Origin of the sequence: Phaeobacter sp. CAU 1743 (assembly GCF_039839315.1) — a bacterium.
GTDB lineage: Bacteria > Pseudomonadota > Alphaproteobacteria > Rhodobacterales > Rhodobacteraceae > Phycobacter > Phycobacter gallaeciensis_A.
Window position 1 is genome coordinate 13,532 of the sequence record NZ_JBDOQR010000002.1, and the last position, 18,430, is coordinate 31,961.

Here is an 18,430-nt window from a genome sequence, read left to right on the forward strand (position 1 = left end):
GCGGCTCAATAGGTTTCGACGTGGTAACGTCCGTCGGTGCGCATCTTATCGCGCAGTTCGGCCCAGTTCAAACCATGGGAGCGGGCAATATCACGCAAGGCTTCTTCGACGCCTTGCTCCATCGCCTTCAGCCCGCAGATATAGATATGGCCCGCCGGGTTCTGCATCAGCGCGGCAACCCGGTCGGATTCCTCGCGCAGACGGTCCTGCACGTATTGCTTGGGCGCGTCCTCCTGCCGGGAAAAGGCAAAGAGCTTGGTCATGAACGTATCGGGGATCTTTTTTAGCGGGCCGAAGTAGGGCAGCTCACCCGGGCGGCGGGCGCCAAAGATCAGGGTCATCTTGCCGGTCTCATGCGGTGCCTCACGCAGGCGGCGCATGGTGAAGGCGCGGAAGGGGGCCGAGCCGGTGCCGGTGCAGATCATCATGATGTCAGCAGCCGGATCCGAGGGCAGCAGGAAGGTGGCGCCGAAGGGCCCTGTCACCTGTACCTCGTCGCCCGCAGCAAGATCGCAGACGTAGTTGGAGCACAGGCCCTGTTCCTCGCGTTTCACGGTCAGCGAGATGTTGTGGTATCCGGGGCGTTCGCCATCGCGCGGGCTGGACACGGAATAAAGCCGCGGCAGATGTGGTTTGCCTTCGGCGTCGGTGCCGGGGGGGATGATACCGATGCTTTGGCCTTCGAGAACCGGAAAGGGCAGGCCCGCCGGATCCAGGATGATGTGCCGTACATCGCTGTCGCTGTCCTTGTCGGTCAGCCGGTAATTGCCCTGCACCTTGACCCGGGCCGGTTTGCCGGGGGTGTACATGTTGATCACCGGCTTGCTGGCGCTCGCGGGGGCGGTCGCCTTGCCGCCCGCGCCGGCATGGGCATCGGCCAGCAGCGCAGCAACGGCATCGTCCAACGCCTCGACATCGCCTTCGGCAGCGTCGCCGCCGGAAATCTCTTCCTGCTCGGGCAGTTCCATCCATTCGAACTGCTCATCCACCGAATAGGGGGTGTTCACCACCCGCCATTCGTCGATTGAACCGGTCGGGCAGACCGGGATGCAATCCATGCAAAAATTGCATTTCTCCGCGTCGACCACGACGTTCATGTCGTCATGTTCGATCGCCTCTTCGGGGCAGGTCATTTCGCAGGTGTAGCAGCGGATGCAGATCTCGGGATCGATCAGATGCTGTTTCAGCGGCGCGGTGGGGGCGTTTGTCATTCAGCTTCTCGGCGCTTTTTTGAGGATCGCATCGGGCACGGTCAGCGCATCGATCAGCTCGCGACACATGCCGACACAGTCGGAACAGCCCACACAGGGGCCTTTGAGGCCATTGATCTGAACCGACACACGGTTGGCATTTGGCGTTTCAGCTTGGCTGCGGGTGATGTCCATCTGGGGATCCTCCGGTCTGGCTGTTGAATTCCGGCGCCTGCCGGTCAGTGTGACAGGCGCCGGCAAAGAGAGGGTTAAACCCTGCTTATGCCATGTGCAGTTTCACGTATTCGAAATCGCCCGGCTTGTTGTCGATGCCGACCTTGGGCGGCGAAATCCAGCTGGCGTATTTGCCCGGCTCGTAGACCGGTTTCATCAGCGACTGGATAAAGGCACCGTCTTCCTTGTTGGGCAGCCAGTCCTTGACCTTGGCGTCCCACTGCTCTTGCGAGATGATGTTGCCTTCGGGGTCGCAGCGCACTGCGGAGAACACGCCGATCTGGCGGTGGAAGCCTTCGTGCGGCAGCTTCATCTCGAATTCGATGCCGTGCTTTTCGATGATCTTGTTCCAGCGGCCCACGCCACCTGCGGCGTCTTTGACGTAGTCGTCGCGCAGACGCATGTTGATCGCGGTCAGGGCCGGCACTTCTTCGGCGACGATCTGACCATCCTTGACGGTGCGCACAACGTAGGTGTCGTTGGTCAGCTTGTGGTCGTCTTTCAGGCGCATTTCCATGTAACGCCCCTTGATGCCCGAGTTGAAGGCATTGGCGGCGTTGGTGGAAACTTCCTGACCAAAGAGATCAAGTGACAGCGTGTAGTGCAGGTTCAGCTTTTTCTGGATGGTAGGCAGGTCAATGACACCCAGATCGCGGATTTTGTTGATGTCATAGGGGTCGGTGATCCCGGCCTTGTTCATCGCTTCGCAGGTGGCCTGAATGGTCCGGCCCACACCGGTTTCGCCCACGAACATGTGGTGCGCCTCTTCGGTCAGCATGAAGCGGCAGGTGCGCGACAGCGGGTCAAAGCCCGATTGTGCCAGCGATTCCAGCTGCATCTTGCCGTCGCGGTCTGTGAAATAAGTGAACATGAAGAAGGACAACCAGTCCGGTGTTTCCTCGTTAAAGGCACCCAGCATCCGCGGCGCCTCTTCGGAGCCGGAGGAGCGGATCAGCAGCTCGTTCGCTTCTTCGCGGCCATCGCGGCCAAAGTATTTCTGCAGCAGGTAGACCATCGCCCAGAGATGGCGGCCTTCCTCGACGTTGACCTGGAACAGGTTGCGCATGTCATAGAGCGACGGCGCGGTGAGGCCGAGGAACCGCTGCTGCTCGACCGAGCCCGGCTCGGTATCGCCCTGAATGACAATCAGGCGCTTTAGCATGTTGCGGTATTCGCCCGGAACCTCCTGCCAAGCAGGTTCGCCATAGTGTTCGCCCATCGGGATGGTGCGGCCTTCGACCTGCGGCGCCAGCAGCACGCCCCAGCGGTATTCCGGCATCTTCACGTAGTCGAATTTGGCCCAGCCTTTGGGGTCGACCGAAACCGCGGTGCGCAGGTAGACCATCGATTCCTGAAAGTTCTGCGGGATCAGGTCGTTCCACCAGTTGATGTAACCGGGGTGCCATTTTTCCAGCGCTTTCAGCACCTTCTTGTCGCTGGACAGGCCAACGTTGTTGGGAATCTGGGTGTCATAGCTGACATTGATGAGATCAAGCATATCGTTCCTCCGTCACGCGGCGCCGCCTTGGGCTACCGCTGTATTTCCTGGTTACACGCGTTCCATGTTGTATTCGCCGCGCTGGCCGGTGCCGTAGCGCTGCAGGGCGCCATCGCTGCCCACCGCGTTGGGGCGCTGGAAGATCCAGTTCTGCCAGGCGGTCAGGCGGCCAAAGATACGGGTTTCCATCGTTTCCGGCCCGGCAAAGCGCAGGTTGGCCTCCATGCCGGTCATCGCATCGGGGCTGAAGCTGGCGCGTTCCTCAAGGAAGATGCGCACCTCGTCCTCCCAGTCGATATCGTCAAAGGCATAGGTCACAAGGCCCAGCTCTTCGGCCTGATCGGCCTCAAGCGGCTCACCGATATGATCGCGCAGTGCCTCGACCGACTCGGGGGTGCCGAGGAACCGGGTCTGAAGCCGCGTCAGGTCGTTGCCCATCGGATAGGTGCCAAAGTTCCCTTCGCTGAGCGTGATGGCGGCCAGCGGGCGATTGTCGCCTTCGAATTCTTCCAGCATCATGTAGGAGCGGTCGACGGCCCACAGCAGTTCCGCCAGCGGCCCGGCAAAGCAGGAGCCGTGTTCGACCACGGCCACCAGCGAGCGCGAGGTCATGTCGACGCGTTTCAGCAGACGCTTCCAGTACATCAGGATTTCATTGGCCAGCCAGTGATCGCGGTTGTTCAGCAGCAGCGCTTCATGCGCCAGCAGTTTTTCGGCGTCACCTTGGGTCTGGAACACCATGGTGCCGACTTCGCGTTCATTGAGGCGCAGATGCAGAATGGCATCGTCCAGCTCGCGCGCCAGACGCAGCAGGTAGGTCTGATCGCCTTCGGCCTGCAGCGTAGCGGTATCTGCCGGGGCATCGCCATCGGGGCCTTTCAGGGTCACGGTGGCGCGGCCGCCTTTGCGGTCGATTTCGACCTCGACCAGCGTATAGGTGATCGAATCCTCGCCAAAGCTGCGGGTGATCGGACCCAGGGTGATGCCGGTCAGCCCGTCTGCCTTACTGCTGGCAGCCGCAAATTCCTGGGCGCGCTGGGCAACGGTGTCGGCGAATTTTGAATTCGGCACCACCTCATCCACCAGACGCCAGTCGACGGCGCGCTGGCCTTTGACGCCTTCTTCGACCGAGCAGAAGATATCGGCCAGATCGCGGCGCACCTTGCGTTTGTCGGTGACACGGGTCAGCCCGCCGGTGCCGGGCAGAACCGCCAGCAGCGGCACTTCGGGCAGGGCGACAGAGGAGGCGCTGTCATTGGTCAGCATGATGTAGTTGCAGGCGAGGGCCAGTTCATAGCCACCACCGGCGCAGGCGCCCTGAACGGCGGCAATGTACTTCTGACCCGAGTCCGCCTCGGCGGCCTCGTAGGTGTTGCGGGTCTCGTTGGTGAATTTACAGAAGTTCACCTTGTGGGCGTGGCTGGCGCCGCCCAGCATACGGATATTGGCGCCGGCGCAGAACACCTTGTCCTTGCCCGAGCGCATGATCACCACCTTGACCTCGGGGTGTTCGAACCGCATCCGCTGCACGATGTCGGACAGCTCGATGTCGACGCCCAGATCGTAGGAATTGAGCTTCAGCTGGTAGCCGTCGAACAGCCCGCCGTCTTCGTCCACATCCATGTAGAGGTTTGCGATGGGGCCATCATACTCCACCCGCCAGTGGCGATACTTCGAAGGGTCGGTTTGAAAATCGATTGCCTGGGGCATGTCGCGCTCCTGAGTTCTGTTGTGAGTAACCTACCGCAGCTTTGCAGGCTGGCAAAGGAAAAGATGCATAATAATGCCTTCTTTCGGCATAATAATGCAGAATATTGCGGTGTGATTGCGGAATATCCGCTTTGAAAGTGCATTATAGTGCACTTTTTGTGGTGTTCTCGGTCTGGCGGCGAAGGTCCAGCAGCTGCGCCCGAATCTGATCCTCCTGCAGGTCTGCGGTGATCCACAGCGCCCCTGGCAGGTCGGTCATCTGCGCGTCGGCGATATCGCAGAGCCGTTGCACCGCGCGCGGGCGCTCCATTTTCTGCTTCAGCGCTGCATTCGCGAGCTGGATCATCCCCTGCACTAGTCGTCGTTCGGCCGAGGGATCAGGCAGGGCCATCCAGACCGCTTCCCAGACCTCATGTGCTTCCCAGAAATAACCGGTCCGGAAATACTGACATCCGGCACGCCAGGCGTCTGACGCGAAAACAGCCCCAAGGGGCTGTTCCGGTCTTGCTGTCTCGCAGATCGCATCGAAGGTGCCTTCCGGATGCCGGGGCGTCTGGCCCGGGATATGGGCGTGCGGCGGATCCGGAAAACGGGCCATGTCAGGCGGTTTCGACCTCGGCGGCCTCGATCCGGGCCAGACGGCTGGTGAATTCGGCGACCGCGTCGATGACCTTTTGCGGCTGGTCCTGTTGTGGGCTGTGGCGACAATCCTCCAGCACCAGCATATCGCAGGGGCAATAGGTGCGTTCCTCGATCACCTCAACCTGGGCGAGGGTGCCGTATTGGTCCTCGCGGCCCTGAATGGCCAGAACCGGCACCCGCAGATAGTCGATCACATCTGCAACGTCCCAGTCACGGAAGCCTTCGTCGAGCCAGACATCGTTCCATCCGCGGAAGGCGCCTTCGGGGTCCTTGTGGTATTTCGCCAGCTTTTCCTTCAGATCGCCACTGTCATAGGCCTCTTTCGCCTTGGCGATTTCCGCAAGGCCGCCCGGTTCGGTGAAGAAATGCGGCGCCATCAGGATCAGCCCGCGCACCCGGTGATCCAGCACGCTGCCGCCGTAGATCGCCGCGATGGTGGCGCCGTCGCTGTGGCCCATCAGCACGCCATGCTCCAGCCCGATGGCATCCAGCAACCCGGGCAGCACGTCCTTGGCCTCGCGGGTCATGAAATCGAGCGGCCGGGGCAGGGTCACGGGATCGGACTGGCCATAGCCCTGACGAGAATAGACAAAGACGCCCCAGCCGGTGGCCGCAGCCAGTTTTTCGGGGAAATCGCGCCACAGCGCCACGCAGCCCAGCCCTTCGTGCAGCAGCACAAGGGTTGGCGCCTGATCCGGCGCAGGCCCATGGCAGGCATATTCCAGATTGGCACCGCCTGCCGTGACCGTGCCACTTCCACCCCATTCAAACGCCATCATGCATCCTCCCGCAATTTGAAGCGCTGGATCTTGCCGGTTGCCGTCTTGGGCAGGTCGTCGGCATAGACGATCCAGCGCGGATATTTCCACTTGCCGACCTTTTCCTTCACAAACGCCTTGAGATCGGCGGTCAGGGCGTCGTTCCCGGTCCCGTCCTTCAGCACGATATGGGCCTTGGGTTTTTCCAGACCTTCTTCGTCGCGGGCGGGCACAACGGCGGCCTCCAGCACGGCGGGATGGGCGACCAGCGCCTGTTCCAGCTCAAACGGAGACAGCCAGATCCCGGAGACCTTGAACATATCGTCGGTACGGCCACAGTAGATGAAACGCCCGTCCTCGCCACGTTCGTATTTGTCGCCGGTGCGGGTCCATTCGCCTTCGAAGGTACTGCGGCTCTTGCCTCGCTGGTTCCAGTATCCTTCGGCGGCCGAGGCACCGCGCACCAGAAGTTCGCCGATGCCGCCTGCGGGCACCTCCTCGTCGTTCTCGTCCACCAGCCGCAGTTCGTACCCCGGCACCGCCACGCCTGAGGTGCCATAGACCACATCGCCCGGCGCATTCGACAGGAAGATATGCAGCATCTCGGTCGATCCGACACCATCGAGGATTTCGACGCCCCATATGTCTTCCCATTTGCGGCCGACCTCTTCGGGCAGGGCCTCACCTGCGGAAATGCAGCGGCGCAGGGGCGCGTCAGGTTTCTCGGCGGTTTCCAGCGCCGCAACCGTAGCCGCATAAAGCGTCGGCACACCGCAATAGAGGGTTGGCTTTTCTGAATCGAGGATCGACAGCACCGAGTCCGGTGTCGGACGGCCATCGAACAGGATGGTGGTGGCGCCCGCCGACAGCGGGAAGGTCATGCCATTGCCCAGCCCATAGGCGAAGAACAGTTTTGCCGCCGAGAAGATTACATCGTCCTCGGCCACCTGAAGCACCTGCGCGCCATAGGTGTCGGCGGTGGCAGCCAGCGCCCCATGCACATGGCGCACGCCCTTGGGTTGCCCGGTGGAGCCAGAGGAATAGAGCCAAAAGGCGGTTTCATCGGGGCAGCAGGCCACGGCCTCCATCGGCTCTGCCCCGGCAAGGAAATCCTCGAAACTGTCGCAGCCCTCCGGCGTTTCGCCGCCGATCACCACGACGCGCTGCAGATCCGGGCAGGCAGCGACGGCGGGTTCCACCACCGGCCAGAGTTCGGCGCTGACAAACAGGATGGTGGCGCGGCTGTCTTTCAGGATGACCTCGTAAACCGAGGTCGAAAGCAGGGTGTTGAGCGGCACCGGCACGACACCGGCCTTGAGCGCGCCCCAGAAGATCTGCGGGAATTCGATCTGGTCCAGCACCAGCATGGCGGCGCGGGATTCGCGGGCTATGCCTGCCTGGCGCAGGGCGCCTGCCATCCGGTCCGAGCTTTCGGCCAAATCGCCATAGGTAAGCTGCCGCTGCGCGCCGGCGGCCTCCCGGAAGGCCACCTTGTCCGGGCGCTCGCTCCGGTGGCGATCCACAAAATATCCTGCCGCATTGCCGCTGGGTGTCATCCTCGCTCCTCCCTGATGTGCCGCGGAAGGCGCGGGGCGCTCCGGCGGCCTGCGCGGCCCTCCCCGGCGGCGCAGTCTTGATCTGGGACGGATTAATGCACCGGTCGCAAAATAATGCAACATATCGCTGCGATAAACTGCATTATTTTGCACATATTTCCGCCGATGCAGGTGCGAGGCGGGCCGGTCTGGTGGCTCGCAGACAAAAAATCCCCCCGCCAGAGGTCTGACGGGGGGATCAATTGCAGGGGTCGTCGGACCCGATGGTCAGTGCAGCAGCATCAGCGGCAGCAGCGTGATGATCGGGAAGGCGACCAAGATTATCACCCGGATGATGTCCGATGCCACAAAGAACATCACCGCCTTGTAGGTGTCGACCATGCGGGTGGTCCGGTCCATCGCGTTGATAATGAACAGGTTCATGCCCACCGGCGGGGTGATCAGGCCAACCTCGACCACGATCAGAACCAGAATGCCGAACCAGATGGCGACGTATTCCGATTCGATCCGGTTGACGCGGCCTTCGGTGACGCGGATGCCCAGTTCCTTCATCTGCTCCCGGGTCAGTTCCATGCCGTTGGCAATGGCTTCCTGTATCGAGGCCAGCATTTCAGCCCCCATGCCATCCGGCACCCCGTTGCGCAGCACCTCCATCGCTGCATCCGCCTGCATCGCGGGCAGGGACAACAGGCCGAAGTCCATCACCGAGATCACCGGGAAGAAGATCGGAATGGTCAGCAGAATCATCGACAGGCTGTCCATCAGGCACCCAAAGACCAGGTAGAAGGCCAGGATCAGCGCCAGAACCACCCATGGGCTCAGCCCCTGGCTGACGACGAAATCTGCCAGTTCCTGCGGCACCTTGGTCAGCGCGAGGAAGCCGTTATAAAACCCGGCGCCCAGCACGATGAAAAAGATCATCGCGGTCGAACGGGCGGTGACGATAAAGCTATCGACCATGGTTTCGCGGTTCAGACCGCCATTCAGCCAGGCGATGAAACCGGTGCCGAATGCGCCTACGGCTGCACCCTCGGTCGGGGTGAACCAACCGGCGTAGATGCCGCCGACCACCAGGCCAAAGACCAGCAGAACCGGCCAGACCTTGACCAGGTTTTCCATCCGTTCCGCCCAGGGAACCGAGGGGCGGGTGCCCGCGCTTTCGGGGAACATGCGCACATAGATCGAAATCGCGATGACATATCCAACCGCGGCGAGGATGCCGGGAATGAAGGCTGCGAGGAACAGCTTGGCGATATTCTGCTCGGTCAGGATGGCATAGATCACCAGCACCACCGAAGGCGGGATCAGGATGCCCAGGGTGCCGCCCGCCGCCAGTGTTGCGGTCGAAAAGCCACCGGCATAGCCGTATTCCTTCAGCTCGGGCAGAGCGACACGGCCCATGGTTGCCGCCGTGGCCAGCGAGGAGCCGCAGATCGCACCAAAGCCGGCGCAAGCCCCGATCGATGCCATGGCGACGCCGCCTTTCCTGTGGCCCAGGAAACTCGCGGCCGCCTTGAACAAGGCGGATGACATGCCGCCCAGCGTCGCGAAATGGCCCATCAGCAGGAACATCGGCACGATGGTCAGAGAATAAGAGGAAAAGGTCGAGTAGGTCTCGCTTTTCAGGCGCCCAAAGGCAACCTGGGTTCCGTCGGTGACCAGGATCAACCCGACCAGGCCCACCAGGAACATCGAAAGCCCGATGGGAACCCGAAGGAAGATCAGGATCATCAGGATGGGGAATGAGGATATTCCGATTTCAAGAGCTGTCACTGCTCACCCTCCACACCGTCCCACAGCTCAATGCGGCCGGTCATAAATTCGGTTGTACGCACGATCGCGACATAGATCGCCACCACAGCAGCCATGCTGGAGGCGAAGAGGCTGGCGGCATAGGCCCACCAGGTAGGAAACTCGAGCAGGAACGAAGTCTCGCCATTGTAGTACTTGCCGACCATGCCGGCGCCGAGCCGTTCTGTGATCAGGGCGAGAACCCCCGCGAACAGGATCGCGACCACCATGCGCAGGAACCGGTTCACCTTGACGGGAAAGGCGTTTGCCACCACGTCGACCGAGGCATGGCCCGATGTGATCTGGCACAGTGGGATAAACGCGAAGATGGCGAATGCCACGCCGGCCTCTACCAGTTCGAAGTCCCCGTTGATTGGTCCGATGTAGTTGATCAGCCAGTCTGACAGCGCAGGAGCGAGCCCTTGCATGAGGCTTCCGTGCAGCACGCCGTTCAGCAGGCGGCCGATGATCGAAAGGCAGGTCAGGATGATCAGGAGAACGAGGACCATACCGCCCAATATGGCCATCTTCCTGGCCAACCCCATCATGAGCTTTTGCATGGTGTTTACCCTTTTCTGAGTACGCAAAGGGCCGCGGCACGGGTGCGCTGCGGCCCTTTGACTATGCTACCGCTTACTTCACGTATTGCGGTGTGTATTTTTCGATCAGGTAGGTTGCTTCTTCCAGCAGGGCCTGCCCGTCGATGCCTTTTTCAGTCATGTCGGCCAGCCATTTGTTGTAGATCGGCTGAGCCAGCGCGCGCCACTCGTCGGTCTGTTCCTGGCTGAGGGTGATGACATTGTTGCCGTTGTCCAGCGCGAATTCGCGGGCCGGGCCGTCGGAATCTGCTTGGGTGCCGCCGGCGAAGACGGAGAACTCCAGACCGGAGTTGTCGTCGATGGCTTTCTTCAGATCATCGGGCAGGCTTTCATACTTGTCCTTGTTCATCGCCAGAACGAAGGTCAGGGTATAAAGCGCCTTGCCGGTGAATTCGGTGTGGTTCTCGACCAGTTCCGGAACTTTCAGAGCGGTGGTGACTTCCCACGGGATGGTGGTGCCGTCGATCACGCCTTTGGACAGGCCTTCGGGGATCGCGGGAACCGGCATGCCGACGGGGGTTGCGCCCAGTTCGGTCAGCAGCGCGTTGACCGAGCGGGAACCGCCACGGATCTTCATGCCCTGCAGGTCGGCGGGGGTTTCAACCGGATCCGTGGTGTGGATCATACCGGGGCCGTGCACCCAGGTGCCAAGGATGTGGACGTCCTTGAACTCGGTGTCCTTCATGTGGCGTTCGAACATTTCCCAATAAGCGTGCGAGGTGGCACGCGCGTTGGTCATCATGAAGGGCAGTTCGAAGACTTCGGTCGACGGGAAGCGGCCCGGCGTGTAGCCGACCACGGTCCAGACGATGTCGGCAACGCCGTCGATGGCCTGGTCCATCAGTTCCGGCGGCTTGCCGCCCAGCTGCATGGAGGGATAGCGGTCGATCTTGATACGGCCATTCGAGGAGGCCTCAACGTTGTCGGCCCAGACATCCAGAACCAGTTTCGGCACATTTGCCTGCGCCGGCAGGAATTGGTGCAGCTTCAGCGTTACCTCCTGCGCGAAGGCGGATGTGGCGCATACTGCGGCAATGGCCGCCGCGCCTGCTGCGCCAAGAATCTTTCTGCGAGTGGTCATGTGATTCCTCCCTTTGACCCTACTTCCAAGCAACATAATGCAGGCAACTAACATTATTGCAATATATTGCCTATTTTCTTTCTGTTTTGGTCCCCTCCACACCCCTGCGGATCACAAAACAAACTTCGCTGACCTCCTGCTATTTGGTGCATTTGTAACCATCAACAGCAGATCATGCATTTTTCACTCATGAATTGGCTGGTCCCAAATCAGCGCTCAGACTCGTTTAGAAAATGTTACAAGATTTTCATATCTGAGCCGTGACGGATACATTCGAGCATTTCATTTCGTGAAGATCAATCACTGATTGGCGCAGGAGCCATGAAAAAAGACATTTCGGCGGATCGCTGCCTTGCCGCTGCGGTCGCAACCCTCCCTATCGCTGCGCAGGACTGTGGTACGCTTTGCGCACAGCCCTGTAATTGATAGGGCCAAGGCGCCGGGATCAGGAATGGACCCAGCGCACATATTCTTGACGGTTTCGAACCTTCGGGGCGGCTCTATGGCCCTTTGATCTTATTCCGCGGCGCTGAGGGTCAGTTCGACCTGGCTCAACCCGTCGATTCCGCCAGTCATCGACTGTCCGGCTGTTACCGCTCCCACTCCTGCTGGGGTGCCGGTGAGGATCAGATCGCCCGGCCGCAGGTGGTAATAACCCGACAAGTGGCAGAGGATGTCCTCGACCGACCAGATCATCTCATCCAGGCTGGCATCCTGACGTATTTCACCGTCGACGCTAAGCCAGATCCGCTTGCCCGCTGGGCCGTCCCAGTCAGCGCTGCGGGTCAGGGGGGCGAAAACCGTGCCTTGTTCCAGATCCTTGCCCAGATCCCAGGGGCGCCGTTTGTCCTTCGCCTGCCCCTGCAGATCCCGGCGCGTCATGTCCAGCGCGCTGCCATAGCCATAAACCGCTGTGCGGGCCTCTTCCGGTGTGGCGCGGAACAGCGGCGCGCCGATGGCCACGGCCAGCTCCATCTCGTGGTGGAAATCAGAGGTGCCAAGCGGGTAGGGCACGGTAGCGCCGGTCAGAATCGCATTGGCTGCGGATTTGGTGAAGTAAAAGGGCGCTTCGCGGTCGACCTCGTTGCCCATCTCGGCAGCATGTGCGGCGTAGTTGCGCCCGACGCAGAAGATACGCCCGATGGGATAGGTGCGGTCCTCTCCCAGAACCGGGATCGTAGCGGTTTCGGGCAGGGTAAACAGGGTATCGGTCATCTCGGGCGCTCCTGATGGTCACGGGCTGGGCTGCGGTATCATGATGGATGCCTAGCACAGGAAAACCCGTCCCGCAGCCCCGCACGGACCGATCACGGACAGCGACAGATCAGAGGCGCTCGGGGCCAAGATTCTACAACAATTTCAGGAGAGTGATATGGTGCCCAGAAGAGGACTCGAACCTCCACGTCCATACGGACACTAGCACCTGAAGCTAGCGCGTCTACCAATTCCGCCATCTGGGCACGGGTTGGTGAGGGGCCGTATAAGCAGAGTCGCGCGGGGCGTCAAACTCAAAATGCGCCCAATGTCACAAAATTTTTGTGCGGGGATGGCTGCTGCCGATGTCCCGCGAATTCAGGCGGTTGATGGCGCCTTTCTGGCTGGACCGTTGCAATAGCCGACCGGGTGGGTGATTTTTCCCGTGCAATTTGATCCTGCGCAAAGTCAGCGCGCGCCTGAGCGGCAAAAAGGCGGTATGACACAGATTGACCGCCTTGCCGCCCTTGGCCTGTTCGACAGCCGGGTGCCCCGCTACACCTCCTACCCGACCGCTCCGGTCTTTTCTTCCGCCGTGGGTGCGGCAGAACAGGTCGGGCATCTTGATGCGCTTGATCCGGCGGTTCCGGTTTCGGTGTATCTGCATATCCCGTTCTGCGAGCGGCTCTGCTGGTTCTGCGCTTGCCGGACCCAGGGCACACGTCGGCCCGAGCCGGTGGAAAGCTATGTCGAAACGCTGGAGGCCGAGTTGAAGCTGGTCGCGCCGCATCTGCCCGCGGGGCTGCAGATGGGGCGGTTGCACTGGGGCGGTGGCACGCCGACCATCCTGCCGCCAGCGCTGATCCACAGGCTGGCCCAAGCGGTCAAGGCGGTCTTCCCGCCGACGCCGGACTGGGAGTTCTCGGTCGAGATCGACCCGACGCTGGTGGACCGGGACAAGATCGCGGCGCTGGCCGAAGAAGGCATGAACCGGGCCAGTATCGGTATTCAGGATTTCAATCCCGAGGTGCAGGCCGCCATCGGCCGGGAACAGCCATATGAGGTGACGCGCGCCTGTGTCGAGGATCTGCGGGAGGCGGGGATCACCTCGCTCAATGCCGATCTAGTCTACGGCCTGCCACATCAGGACGCCGCGCGACTGAAGGATACGGTTGAAAAGGTGCTGAGCCTTGCACCGGACCGGATCGCGCTGTTCGGCTATGCCCATGTGCCCTGGATGGCCAAACGTCAGGAGCTGATCGACGAATCCGCCCTGCCGGGAGACGCCGAACGCTATGATCTGGCCTGCGCGGCTGCGGATCAGTTCCGCGCCGCTGGTTATGAAACGATTGGTATCGACCATTTTGCCCTGCCCGAGGACGGGTTGGCCAAGGCGGCCAAAAGCGGCCACCTGCGGCGCAATTTTCAGGGTTACACCGATGACCGGTGCCCGACGCTGATCGGTTTGGGTGCCTCTTCGATTTCGCGTTTTGCCGGGGGATACGTGCAGAACGCCGCTGCGACCCCTGCCTATGTGGAGCGGATCGAAAAAGGGCAGCTCGCCGGGGCGCGGGGCCATGAGATGAGCGAAGAGGACCACCTGCGTGGTCGCGCCATCGAGATGATCATGTGTGATTTCCGTCTCGACCGCGCGGCGCTGGAACGGGAATTCGGTGATCTATCGCGCAGTATCGATCCCGATCTGGTCGCCGTTCAGGCCCGGTTCGGAGAGCTGGTGACACTTGATGGCAAGGCGCTGGAGATCCGCCCCGAAGGGCGCGCCCTGACCCGGCTGATCGCCAGCCATTTCGATGCGCATAAACCCGAAGGCGCCCGCTACAGCCGCGCCTCCTGAGCCGCGAACACCGGGGTCTGCGTGGCCCCGGCCACAGCAGCCTCGTCAGCGGGGCATCGGGTTGCGCGCCTTGTTGTAGGCCGTCCAGTCGGTGATTTCCGGATAATACATCTGGCGCCAGTGGCGCACGCGCGGGTTCATCACCCGACGCCAAAGGGGCGGCATCATCGCTGCCACCGTCATCACCGGATAGCCATAGGGCAGCTGCGGCGCGTCTGCCTCGGTATAGTTCTGGAGCAGCGGGAAGCGCCGGTCGGGTTTATAGTGGTGATCGGAATGGCGTTGCAGATTGATCAGCAGCCAGTTTGACGCCTTATGCGCCGCGTTCCAGGAATGGCAGGGGCGCACCGGTTCGTATTTTCCGTCCCCCAGATGTTTGCGGGTCAGCCCGTAGTGTTCGACGTAATTGACGAGCTCCAGCTGCCAGATGGCGACGCCCGCCTGCACCAGAAACAGCACCAATCCGCCAAATCCGCCCAGCAGAACCGCCAGAACCAGCATGGCCGCCTGTAGCGCCCAGTAGCGGAAGAACGGATTGGCCGGATCGCTCCAGGGGCGGTCTTTCTTGGCCAGTTTTTCCTTTTCGGCGCGGAAAGCAGATTGCCAGCATTGCCGCAGCACCCGCGGGTAGAAGCGGTGGAAACCTTCGTTGTAGCGCGCCGTGACAGGATCGCGTGGCGTGCCGACATAGCGGTGATGCACCAGCAGGTGTTCGGAGCGGAAATGCGAGTAGAGTACCATCGCCAGCAGGATATCGGCCAGCCAGCGTTCCGCCCTGCTGCGCTGGTGCATCAGCTCGTGACTGTAGTTGATGCCCACGGTGCCGCTGACCACGCCCATGCCAAAGAAGATGCCGAATTTTTCCAGCCCGTTCAGCGTTTCACTGCCCGCCACGTAGAAGATCAGGCCAAACAGCGTCAGGAACTGGATCGGCACCCAGGCGATGGTCAGCATGCTGTACCAGCGCAGATCCTCCTCGGGCGTCATCGGGTCGGCATTGTCGAGGTTGAGGCCGAAAACCCCGTCGAGCGCCGCAAAGAGATACCATGTCACCAGTGGCGTCAGCAGTACCCACCAGCCACCCATGATGGCGGAGAACCACAAGAGCGGCACCAGCAGGAAGGACAGCCAGAACGGCAGGGCCGATTGCCAGCGGCTCAGGGTTTCCGGGGCGATCTTGGTGGCGATCATCGTCAGCACTCCCAAAGTATGGCGCGTCGGGAAAACCCTATGCCGGGTCCGGCCCAAACCCAAGAGGTCGAATGGCCTCAGTCGCCGCCGGTCTGCCCGCCACGCCACAGGTCAAAGGCTTTGCGCATCACCGTCGGCAGGTCCGAGGGGCGGAACGCGTGTCGGGAGATAATCTCTTGTTGCTCGGCGGGTGCAAACCCCTCAGGCAGCTCTGCCACCATCACCCGCAGGATCAGGTGGAAATGGGTGAAGGTATGGCGCACCTCGGCGCCGAGATCCTGCCAATCCGCGTCAAACGGCGGCGCAGGCTGGGGCGACTCGCCCCATTCCGGGCCGGGCCAGCCCAGCATCCCGCCCAAAAGCCCCTTGTCCGGTCGCCGCTCCAGCAGCCAGTCCCCGGCGCTGCTGCGCGCCAGATAGACGATGCCGTGACGGGTGGGTTTGGCTTTCTTTGGGGTCTTCTTCGGCAATTCAGGCGCGGTGCCTGCGATTCGCGCCGCGCAGGGCTCCCGCCAGGGGCAGATGCCGCAGGCGGGCGATTTCGGGGTGCAGATGGTGGCGCCCAGATCCATCACCGCCTGTGCATAGCAGCCGGGACGGACCTCAGGGGTCAGCTCGGCGGCGCGGTCCTTCAGCAGCGGTTTTGATCCCGGCAGCGGATCGTGAATATCATGCAGCCGCGCCATCACCCGCTCCACATTGCCATCCAGAACGGTTTCGGGGCGGTCGAATGCGATCGAGGCGATTGCCGCCGCCGTATAGGGGCCGATCCCCGGCAGTTTCAGCAGCGCCTCGTAGCTGTCCGGAAAAGTGCCATCCAGCTCCTGAGCCACCACCCGGGCGCATTTCAGCAGGTTGCGGGCGCGGGCGTAGTAGCCGAGGCCTGCCCATTCCGCCATTACGTCGGCATCCTCGGCCGCGGCAAGGTCCTCGACCCGGGGCCAGCGGGCGGTGAAGCGCTGAAAATAGTCGGTCACGGCGGCCACGGTGGTCTGCTGCAACATCACCTCGCTCAGCCAGACACGATAGGGGTCGGGCCGCACTCCGGCGGCGCGGTCTGCCGGGCCGGTGCGCCAGGGCATGTCCCGCGCCTGCCGGTCGTACCAGTTCAGGATATCGCGGCTGAGCCCGCCTGGATCCGCATTCAGATCACGCATAGTTTACTCCCGGTTCCTGCCTTTTTCTGGCCCCTGCAAACGGACCCTTTACAATAGGGCGGTCAGTCACGCAAAACCACAGTTATGGCATTCAGGCGCAGCAGCACACGCGGGTTCGCACGGACTTCCAAGCTTTTGAACGACCAGATCCGCAAGGCTGGCGAAAGTCGGGGCTTTGCGGTGTCGCGCCTGTTGACCCATTGGGAAGAGATCGTCGGGGCCGATCTGGCGGCAATGGCCCGGCCGGTCAAGGTCGGCTATGGCCGCAGTTCTTTCGGAGCAACGCTGACGGTGCTGACCACCGGGGCCAATGCGCCGATGCTGGAGATGCAGAAGGAACGGCTGCGCGAAAAGGTGAACGCGGTCTATGGCTACAATGCGATTTCCAAGGTGCTGATCACCCAGACCGCGCCGATCGGGTTTTCCGACGGTCAGGTCTCGTTCAAATACGCACCCAAGGAGAACACCCCACTGCAGCCTGATCCACAGGCCGTATCCGAGGCCGCCGCGGCGGCCGAAGGGGTGGGAAACGAAGAGTTGCGCGCCGCGCTGGAACGGCTGGGGCGTAACGTTCTGACAAAACAGAAAACAATTCGAAAGGGGTATGAATGACCCGTCTTATGTCTGGTGTCTTTGCCGTGGTGGCTGTCGCTGCCGGCGCCTATGCCATCTCTGGGCTGAGTGGCCAAAACCGGCTGCCCGAAAACCCGCTGATCGGGGCCGCCTATGCCCAGGACGCCGAGGTCGATACCTCGGCCATTACCGAAATGGTGCAGGGCGCCGAGGATGCGCCGGTGACCCTGATCGAATACGCTTCCTACACCTGCCCGCATTGTGCCAACTTCCACACGGGCCCCTACAAGAAGCTGAAAGAGGAATATATCGACACCGGCAAGGTGAAGTTCATCTACCGCGAAGTCTACTTTGACCGCTACGGTCTTTGGGCTTCGATGATCGCGCGCTGCGCCGGTCCCGAGAAATTCTTTGGCATGACCGATCTGATCTTCAAGGAGCAGTCCGACTGGGCCCGTGCCGGTGGCGCCACCGAGATCGTCGACGCGCTGCGCAAGATCGGTCGCCTCGCCGGGCTTGAGAACGATCAGCTGGAAGCCTGCCTGCAGGATGGCACCAAGGCGCAGACTCTGGTGACCTGGTATCAGGAAAACGCCGAAGAGCATGATGTGACCGCGACGCCTTCCTTCGTGCTGAACGGCAAGAAGATCGAGAACCAGTCCTACGACTCCTTCAAGGCGCTGATCGACGCCGAACTGGAAGGCTGATCCCCCTTACGGATCCACGCGAACAGAAAACCCGGTCCGATGTGGCCGGGTTTTTCATTGGTCATATCAGAAGATCACGTTGATCCGCTGTGAGCCCAATTTCCCGGGTGCTGCGCTCTGCGCGAATGTCGGCTTGGCATAGTACATAGAGCTCTGGCTCCAAACTGATTTGAGAAGGTTGAGAGAAATAATGACAACTGGATTAACTGGAAGCTGCCTATGCGGGCAGGTAGCTTACGACACGGGTAGCGAGCCGCTTTGGATCACCATTTGCCATTGCCGTTTCTGCCAACGTGCCACGGGCTCGGATCGAATGATCCAGCCAGTTTTTGAGAGGCGTGGATTTAACTTCGGAGCTGTCAGACCGAAGGTCTATACACAACCGTCAGACGGAAGCGGCAAGGATATCAACGTACACTTCTGTCCGGATTGCGGAACAAAACTGGCGCTGACTTTCGAACGGTGGCCAGACAAGATCGGCCTCTACATTGGAACGCTGGACAACCCTCATGCGGTCAAGATTGGGCCCGACAATTGCAAGCACATCTTCGTCTCCGAAGCGCAGCCAGGGACCCTCCTGCCTCCGGAAGTGAAGGTCTTTGATCGTCACGTAGCGGAGAGCGATGGTACGCCAATCGAGCCAACCATTTATTCGAAGCCCATCACCACTTAACAAAAGCAGCCGTTCGCGCAA

17 protein-coding genes and 1 tRNA gene are annotated in these 18,430 nt (G+C 61.3%); 4 read left to right on the top strand and 14 right to left on the bottom strand.

What is annotated here, in order from left to right; genetic code table 11:
- Positions 1-5: 5 nt before the first annotated feature.
- The 12 genes from boxA to AAFO90_RS00965 form a co-directional block, all read right to left on the bottom strand.
- A complete protein-coding gene (gene boxA / locus AAFO90_RS00910; protein ID WP_347508197.1) occupies positions 6-1,211 on the bottom strand; it encodes a benzoyl-CoA 2,3-epoxidase subunit BoxA in 1,206 nt (401 codons plus the stop codon).
- Entirely contained in the window at positions 1,212-1,385 is a 174-nt protein-coding gene (locus tag AAFO90_RS00915) for a hypothetical protein (protein WP_165832684.1), read from the bottom strand.
- 85 nt (positions 1,386-1,470) lie between these two features.
- Positions 1,471-2,922: a benzoyl-CoA 2,3-epoxidase subunit BoxB gene (gene boxB / locus AAFO90_RS00920; protein WP_065271891.1), complete on the bottom strand. Its 1,452-nt coding sequence runs from the start codon at positions 2,920-2,922 to the stop codon at positions 1,471-1,473.
- Between the two features lie 51 nt (positions 2,923-2,973).
- Positions 2,974-4,632: a 2,3-epoxybenzoyl-CoA dihydrolase gene (boxC, locus tag AAFO90_RS00925; protein WP_347508198.1), complete on the bottom strand. Its 1,659-nt coding sequence runs from the start codon at positions 4,630-4,632 to the stop codon at positions 2,974-2,976.
- A 142-nt stretch (positions 4,633-4,774) separates the two neighbouring features.
- Positions 4,775-5,230, bottom strand: a complete 456-nt coding sequence (locus tag AAFO90_RS00930) for a DUF309 domain-containing protein (RefSeq protein ID WP_347508199.1) — start codon at positions 5,228-5,230, stop codon at positions 4,775-4,777.
- A 1-nt stretch (position 5,231) separates the two neighbouring features.
- Positions 5,232-6,053 carry an alpha/beta hydrolase gene (locus AAFO90_RS00935; protein WP_347508200.1) on the bottom strand — a complete coding sequence of 274 codons (822 nt, stop codon included), beginning with the start codon at positions 6,051-6,053 and terminating at the stop codon, positions 5,232-5,234.
- Positions 6,050-7,588, bottom strand: coding sequence for a benzoate-CoA ligase family protein (locus AAFO90_RS00940; protein WP_347508201.1), 1,539 nt, complete (start codon positions 7,586-7,588; stop codon positions 6,050-6,052). Before AAFO90_RS00940 ends, AAFO90_RS00935 begins: the two co-directional genes overlap by 4 nt.
- Positions 7,589-7,855: 267 nt before the next feature.
- Entirely contained in the window at positions 7,856-9,361 is a 1,506-nt protein-coding gene (locus AAFO90_RS00945) for a TRAP transporter large permease (RefSeq protein WP_274835229.1), read from the bottom strand.
- Positions 9,358-9,939, bottom strand: coding sequence for a TRAP transporter small permease (locus tag AAFO90_RS00950; protein ID WP_065271886.1), 582 nt, complete (start codon positions 9,937-9,939; stop codon positions 9,358-9,360). The genes AAFO90_RS00945 and AAFO90_RS00950 overlap by 4 nt, the downstream gene beginning before the upstream one ends.
- A 73-nt stretch (positions 9,940-10,012) precedes the next feature.
- Complete coding sequence (locus AAFO90_RS00955) at positions 10,013-11,059, bottom strand: TRAP transporter substrate-binding protein (RefSeq protein ID WP_065271885.1); 1,047 nt, start codon at positions 11,057-11,059, stop codon at positions 10,013-10,015.
- A gap of 516 nt (positions 11,060-11,575) precedes the next feature.
- The gene (locus AAFO90_RS00960) at positions 11,576-12,274 is read right to left on the bottom strand and encodes a fumarylacetoacetate hydrolase family protein (RefSeq protein ID WP_274838101.1); all 699 of its coding nucleotides are present in this window, start codon (positions 12,272-12,274) and stop codon (positions 11,576-11,578) included.
- A gap of 158 nt (positions 12,275-12,432) precedes the next feature.
- A tRNA-Leu gene (locus tag AAFO90_RS00965) sits at positions 12,433-12,519 on the bottom strand.
- Between the two features lie 233 nt (positions 12,520-12,752).
- Between AAFO90_RS00965 and hemN the strand changes: the two genes are divergently transcribed.
- Positions 12,753-14,108: an oxygen-independent coproporphyrinogen III oxidase gene (hemN, locus tag AAFO90_RS00970; protein WP_347508202.1), complete on the top strand. Its 1,356-nt coding sequence runs from the start codon at positions 12,753-12,755 to the stop codon at positions 14,106-14,108.
- 45 nt (positions 14,109-14,153) lie between these two features.
- Here the strand turns inward: hemN and AAFO90_RS00975 are convergent, their stop codons facing one another.
- Complete coding sequence (locus AAFO90_RS00975; protein WP_347508203.1) at positions 14,154-15,299, bottom strand: alkane 1-monooxygenase; 1,146 nt, start codon at positions 15,297-15,299, stop codon at positions 14,154-14,156.
- Between the two features lie 77 nt (positions 15,300-15,376).
- Positions 15,377-16,456, bottom strand: a complete 1,080-nt coding sequence (gene mutY, locus AAFO90_RS00980) for an A/G-specific adenine glycosylase (protein WP_347508204.1) — start codon at positions 16,454-16,456, stop codon at positions 15,377-15,379.
- Between the two features lie 84 nt (positions 16,457-16,540).
- On the opposite strand from mutY, the gene AAFO90_RS00985 reads away from it, so the two are divergent.
- The 3 genes from AAFO90_RS00985 (at position 16,541) to AAFO90_RS00995 (ending at position 18,409) form a co-directional block, all read left to right on the top strand.
- A complete protein-coding gene (locus tag AAFO90_RS00985; protein WP_274829902.1) occupies positions 16,541-17,068 on the top strand; it encodes a DUF721 domain-containing protein in 528 nt (175 codons plus the stop codon).
- On the top strand, positions 17,065-17,736 hold the full coding sequence (locus AAFO90_RS00990) for a DsbA family protein (protein ID WP_347508205.1): 672 nt from the start codon (positions 17,065-17,067) through the stop codon (positions 17,734-17,736). The genes AAFO90_RS00985 and AAFO90_RS00990 overlap by 4 nt, the downstream gene beginning before the upstream one ends.
- A gap of 190 nt (positions 17,737-17,926) precedes the next feature.
- The gene (locus tag AAFO90_RS00995; protein WP_347508206.1) at positions 17,927-18,409 is read left to right on the top strand and encodes a GFA family protein; all 483 of its coding nucleotides are present in this window, start codon (positions 17,927-17,929) and stop codon (positions 18,407-18,409) included.
- The last annotated feature ends 21 nt before the right edge of the window (positions 18,410-18,430 follow it).